Below are 6,025 nucleotides of genomic sequence, written 5' to 3'. Positions count from 1 at the left end.
GCGGAATCAATCCCAGGTGCGGCAGCGCGCGCAACATCTGCAGGGGCGGATCGACGGTGGCCTCAACCCATGGCGACATCCCGACGGCCACACCCAGGGCGACCCCGACGAGGCCGCCGAGCAGCAGGCCCTCGACGACCCGCAGCCCGGATACCTCGAGGGCCTCGACCAGTTTGCCGTTCTGGATCAGTTGCAGCCCGGCGTCGAAGATCAGCTGCGGTGCCGGCAGGACGTCGCCCGGGATGAGACCGGTGGCGCTGAACAGTTGCCACACCACTACGAGCAGCACCGGTGACGACCAGCGCAGGATGCTCCATCGATGCGTGTCCCAGACATTGGTGACTGCCGGTGCCGCCGAATCGGTGACGGTCATTGCGAAGACGCTGGCAGACCCGCCCGTCGCGCTGAAGGGTTTGACTCCGTGTGAAGGGAAAACCGCTGCAGATCGGGCGCCGCGAACGACAATGAGAATGCGGTTTCCGCTTTTGCGGAATGCTGTTGTACGGTTTGGTGAGCCCATTATCGAAGCGGCGGCTGACGGAGGATCTCTCGATGCAGAAGGCAATCGACCCCACCATCTCTACCTGGCCTGATGACAACCCGCAGTTGATCGGAAGCCAATGCGGCGACTGCGCGGCCACCACCTTCCCGGTGCAGGAGCTCTGCCCTCGCTGCAGCGGTTCGTCGATGTCGGAGCACTTGCTGCCGCGCAGCGGAACCCTGGTCGCGTGGACCACACAGGGCTTCCCGCCCGGAGCCCCGTACGCCGGTCCGACCGGTGACGACTTCGTGCCGTTCGGGGTGGGCTTGGTTCAGCTCGGTGACGTGATCCGCGTCGAGGGTCGGCTGACCGAAAACGATCCGGCCAAGTTGAAGTTCGGACAGCAGGTCGAGCTCACCATGATTCCGTTCACCACCGACGCGGACGGCAACGAGATCGTCACCTTCGCGTTCCAGCCGGTCTAAGGAGCAACTCGCTGTGAGTAACGATGTAGCCATCATCGGTGTGGGCCTTCACCCATTCGGCAGGTTCGAGAAGACCGCGATGCAGATGGGGGCCGAAGCCATCCAGTTCGCGTTGAAGGATGCCGGGGTCGGCTGGAAAGACATCCAGTTCGGCTTCGGTGGCAGCCACGAGGTGTCCAACCCCGATGCGGTGACCCGGCTGGTCGGGCTGACGGGCATCACGTTCACCAACGTGTTCAATGCGTGCGCCACCGCGGCGAGTGCCATTCAGCAGACCGCCGACACCATCCGGTTGGGTAAGTACGACATCGGCATCGCGATCGGGTTGGATAAGCACCCGCGCGGCGCGTTCACCGACGACCCGGCCAAACTGGCCCTGCCGCAGTGGTATGCCAACAACGGGCAGTTCGTCACCACCAAGTTCTTCGGGATGAAGGCGAACAAGTATCTGCACGACCACAACATCTCCCAGGCCACTTTGGCCAAGGTCGCCGCGAAGAACTTCCGCAACGGCGCGATCAACCCGAATGCTTTCCGCCGCAAGGCAATCCCAGAAGATCAGATCCTCAACTCGACGGTGCTGAATTACCCGTTGACGCAGTACATGTTCTGCGCGCCCGACGAGGGCGCCGCCGCGGTGATCATGTGCCGCGCCGACATCGCCAACAAGTTCACCGACAAGCCGGTGTACGTGCGTGCCACCGAGATCCGCACCCGGACCTTCGGCGCCTACGAGGTGCACGCGACGTTCGCCCCGTTGGACGAGGACGTCTCACCGACGGTGTATGCGGCCAAAGCCGCCTACGAAGCCGCGGGCATCGGGCCCGAGGATGTCGACGTCGCCCAGCTGCAGGACACCGACGCCGGCGCCGAGGTCATCCACATGGCCGAGACCGGTCTGTGCGCCGACGGCGAGCAGGAGAAGCTGGTCGCCGACGGCGCCACCGAGATCCACGGCTCGATTCCGGTCAACACCGATGGCGGGCTGATCGCCAACGGCGAGCCGATCGGTGCGTCTGGCCTGCGCCAGGTGTATGAGCTGGTCTCCCAGCTGCGCGGCGAGGCCGGCGAGCGTCAGGTGCCTGGTAACCCGCGCGTCGGGCTGGCACAGGTGTACGGCGCACCCGGCACCGCGTCGGCGACCATCCTGTCGCTCTAGATTGCCGGCCCCAGTAGGTCGTCGGCGTCGCGGATGATGTAGCCGTAGCCCTGCTCGGCCAGAAAGCGCTGTCGATGCGCGGCGTACTCGGCGTCCTGGCTGTCGCGGGCCACCACCGAATAGAAGATCGCGCCGCCACCGTCGGCCTTGGGTCGCAGCAACCGGCCGAGCCGCTGCGCCTCCTCCTGCCGTGATCCAAACGTTCCCGAAACCTGCACCGCGACAGCGGCTTCCGGTAAGTCGATGGAGAAGTTGGCCACCTTGGAAACCACCAGGGTGCTCACCTCGCCGCGGCGGAACGCGTCGTACAGCTCCTCGCGTTCGGCGGTCTTGGTCGACCCCTGGATCACCGGGGCGCCGAGCACGTCGCCGAGCTCGTCGAGTTGATCCAGGTAGGCGCCGATCACCAGAGTCGGCTCGTTGGGGTGGCGTTCCAAAATCGACTTGACCACCGCGATTTTCGAATGCGCCGTCGAGCACAGCTTGTAGCGCTCTTCGGGCTCGGCGGTGGCGTACGTCATCCGCTCGCTGTCGGTCATCGTGACCCGCACCTCGACGCACTCAGCCGGAGCGATCCAGCCCTGTGCTTCGATGTCTTTCCAGGGCGCGTCATAGCGCTTCGGGCCGATCAACGAAAACACATCGCCCTCGCGGCCGTCCTCGCGGATCAGCGTCGCGGTCAACCCAAGCCGTCGCCGAGACTGCAGGTCGGCCGTCATCCGGAAGACCGGTGCCGGCAACAGGTGCACCTCGTCGTAGATGATCAGCCCCCAGTCGCGGCTGTCGAACAGCTCCAGATGGCGGTATTCGCCCTTGGTGCGACGGGTGATCACCTGATAGGTCGCGATCGTGACCGGTCGAATTTCCTTGCGCTCGCCCGAATATTCGCCGATCTCTTCCTCGGTCAACGACGTTCGGGCGATCAGTTCGCGTTTCCACTGACGTCCCGCGACGGTGTTGGTCACCAGGATCAGTGTCGTCGCGCTGGCCCTCGCCATCGCGGCCGCGCCGACGAGCGTCTTGCCGGCGCCACACGGCAGGACCACCACGCCCGAGCCGCCCGCCCAGAACGAGTCGGCCGCCATCTCCTGGTAGTCGCGCAGGTGCCAGCCGTCCTGCGCCAAGCTGATCGGATGCGCCTCGCCGTCGACGTAGCCGGCCAGATCCTCAGCGGGCCAGCCGATTTTGAGCAGCATTTGCTTGACCCGGCCGCGTTCGCTGGGATGCACGACCACGATGTCATCGTCGATGCGGGCGCCCAGCATCGGTGCAATCTTCTTGTGGCGCAGCACTTCTTCGAGCACCGCGCGGTCCAGGCTCACCAGGGTCAGTCCGTGAACCGGGCTTTTCACCAGCTGCAGCCGGCCGTAGCGGGCCATCGTGTCGACGATGTCGACCAGCAACGGCTGCGGAACGGCGTAACGGGAAAAGCTGACCAGGGCATCGACGACCTGCTCGGCGTCGTGGCCCGCAGCGCGGGCATTCCACAACGCCAGTGGCGTGATCCGGTAGGTGTGCACGTGCTCGGGGGCGCGTTCCAGCTCCGCGAACGGTGCGATCGCGGCGCGCGCCGCACCGGCGAGCTCGTGGTCGATTTCGAGCAGCACCGTCTTATCGGATTGCACGATCAACGGTCCGTCAGTCACTCGCGCCGCTCCTCCTCATCGCTCCGCTCTGCATCGTCGCCCGCGGCATGTCTCCATTATCCGTAAGCCGCCGACATCTAACGTCGGTCCTGGTCGTCGGCCGGTACGACCGAGGTGATGCGGTGGATGGCGAACTCGCGGGCCCGGCTGGAGGCCGAATCGAACGCCACCAGCTGACCGCCGGCCACCGTGATCGGCGATACCACCCGCTGCGTGGCCACCCCGGCGGCGTCGACGTAGTTGATCAGCACCGTCTCGTCCTGCCGAGCGGCTCGCTGCAGCAGCGACATGGCAACCGCCGGGTCGATCCGGACGCTGCCGAACGGCGCCGCGGTCACTTTGCGCAGCACCGCGACGACCGCGCCGAGGGTTTCGTTGCTCGGGTGCGGCGTCGGCCGGTGTGGGCGGTGGCGCTGCGGCGTGGGAACTCGCGCTCCGCGGGCCCGGATATCGACGATGGCGCCGGTGGAGTCCTCGGCGGCCGGAGCGAATCCGCCGTCCTGCAGGGTCGCGAGCACTTCGCTGATCGGCGCCTGCGAGATCGCCACGGTCGGTGCCAGTACCCGCAGGCCGAGATGTTCGGCGCCGGCTACCGCCTGGGCGAGCAGCGTCGGATCTTCGCAGCGCACGAATGATGCGGCCATCCCGATCCGCAATTGCCCGTGCCGCCGTGCGACATCGTCGATCAGGTATGTCAGGCCTTGCGGCACAGGAGTTTTGGAGTTCTTGTGGAACAGGTTATGCAATTCGTCGGCGGTCTTGCCGATATCGAGGGCGTGCCGGATCGACTGTTCACTGACGCGGTACACCATTGCCGTGCCTGCGGACTCGACGGTGGCCACCGCTGAGAGTTCCTCTGCCAGATGGCGCTGCAGCGGACCGGGCACGACGACGGTCAAGTCGGCCTGTACGAGAAAGTGATCGATTGGCGGGGGCAGTACCCGCGCCATGGCGGCGATCGCATCCCGGTCGTCGACGCCGGCGATGAAGACTCGGCCCGGGGTGCTGATCGCGCCGCGGCCGACCAGTCCGAGCGTTTGCGCTTCGTCCATTAAATCGGCGACCGGCCCAGGCTGTAGCCGCTTGGACCACCGCGGCCGCCGCCAGATCAACGCGGCCGACGCGGTGTTCTTGTCCACCCCGGCGCCGGGCGGCAATTGAGCCAGCATGTCGAGCAAGAGCCGACGGTCCAGCGGGGCGGCCGTCGAGTACAGCGAATCCGACAGCGCTGCATAGGGTTTGCCGTCAGGACCGCGGCTGCCGATCAGCGCCGGCCTGGCCGCCAGGTCGAGCCAGGTGGTGGCCAGCAGATGCCAGCGTTCGGCGGTGGTCGCCTCGGTGAACCGGTCGGCGGTCACCGTCGGCCCCCAGTATGGCGGCTCGCCGCCGAGGGGCAGCGGATCGGGAATGCCGCTGGCGATCAGACCCGCGGCTGCGGCCAGTTCGAGAATCAAGCCGAGCCGGGCCTCGTCGACGCCGGTGATTTTGGCCAGCCGCCGAACCTCACGTACCCCCAGGCCGCCGCTGCGTAGCTCGGAAATCGGTGCAGCGCTGAGTGTTTCGAGGAGTACGTCGAGTTCGCGCAGCAGGTCGATGATGGCGCCACCGGCCGCGGCGTCTGCGTCGGCCGGCGTCGTGCCGGACACCACCGGATCGGGTGCGGCCAGCCGCACCGGCCCGGGTTCCTCGCCGCGCAGCACCTGCCCGACGTGGCGTGGCAGGATCACCGTGTCCGCATCGATACGCCGCAACAGCCCAATCGAGAGTAGTTGCGGCACGGGGCGATCCGCCGGAGCTCCGGGTGCGGCGTCGCGGGTACGGCCGAGCGGGGAGCCTTCGAGCAGTCGATCCAGCAGCTCGCGCTGCGGCTCGTCGAGGCCATCGATCAGCCCGGCGATCTGCTCTGCATTCTGGGAGGCGTCTTCCAGGGTCACCTGTCCGACGTGCCACGGCAGGCCGGCTCCGGCGTCGGGAGCCAGCCGCAGCTCGACGTCACCCCAGACCAGGGCGCGTTGCTTCAAGTCGTCGAGCGCGTCGAGGACCTCGGCTTCGGGTGCCCGTTCGCCGATCAGCGTGAGCAGCTTGGCGACGGGCACCGACGCGGTGTCGGCTTGTAGTACCAGTAGCGCGTCGATCAGCGACAACCGCAGGAAATCCAACTCGTCGCTGGCAGCCTTCAGCGACTGGCGAGCCTGAGCGCGGGCGGCCAGCGCAGCGATGCTGCCCGGTGGCGGCTGGGCGAGGTCGGGCCGCA

4 protein-coding genes and 1 pseudogene are annotated in these 6,025 nt (G+C 66.9%); 2 read left to right on the top strand and 3 right to left on the bottom strand.

Annotated elements, in window-relative coordinates:
- Positions 1–373: pseudogene (locus tag WAN02_RS18730) on the bottom strand (ABC transporter permease); the annotation flags it as partial.
- Positions 374–552: 179 nt separating this feature from the next.
- On the opposite strand from WAN02_RS18730, the gene WAN02_RS18725 reads away from it, so the two are divergent.
- Entirely contained in the window at positions 553–966 is a 414-nt protein-coding gene (locus tag WAN02_RS18725) for a Zn-ribbon domain-containing OB-fold protein (RefSeq protein WP_422265741.1), read from the top strand.
- Positions 967–979: 13 nt separating this feature from the next.
- Complete coding sequence (locus WAN02_RS18720; protein ID WP_422265740.1) at positions 980–2,125, top strand: thiolase family protein; 1,146 nt, start codon at positions 980–982, stop codon at positions 2,123–2,125.
- Here the strand turns inward: WAN02_RS18720 and WAN02_RS18715 are convergent.
- Both WAN02_RS18715 and WAN02_RS18710 read right to left on the bottom strand, forming a co-directional pair.
- The gene (locus WAN02_RS18715) at positions 2,122–3,771 is read right to left on the bottom strand and encodes a DNA repair helicase XPB (RefSeq protein ID WP_422265739.1); all 1,650 of its coding nucleotides are present in this window, start codon (positions 3,769–3,771) and stop codon (positions 2,122–2,124) included. The genes WAN02_RS18720 and WAN02_RS18715 overlap by 4 nt on opposite strands.
- 77 nt (positions 3,772–3,848) lie before the next feature.
- Positions 3,849–6,025: helicase-associated domain-containing protein (locus tag WAN02_RS18710; protein WP_422265738.1), on the bottom strand; the 2,177-nt coding region annotated here is incomplete at its 5' end.

This window comes from Mycobacterium sp., from assembly GCF_049281135.1.
In the GTDB taxonomy this organism is placed as follows: Bacteria; Actinomycetota; Actinomycetes; order Mycobacteriales; family Mycobacteriaceae; genus Mycobacterium.
The sequence above is the reverse complement of the archived record's forward strand: the minus strand, read 5'-3'. Positions and strand labels throughout refer to the sequence as shown.

What these genes read in the sequence shown, in the direction of transcription:
- WAN02_RS18725 (WP_422265741.1), top strand. Translation starts at nt 553, where the DNA reads ATGCAGAAGGCAATCGACCCCACCATCTCTACCTGGCCTGATGACAAC.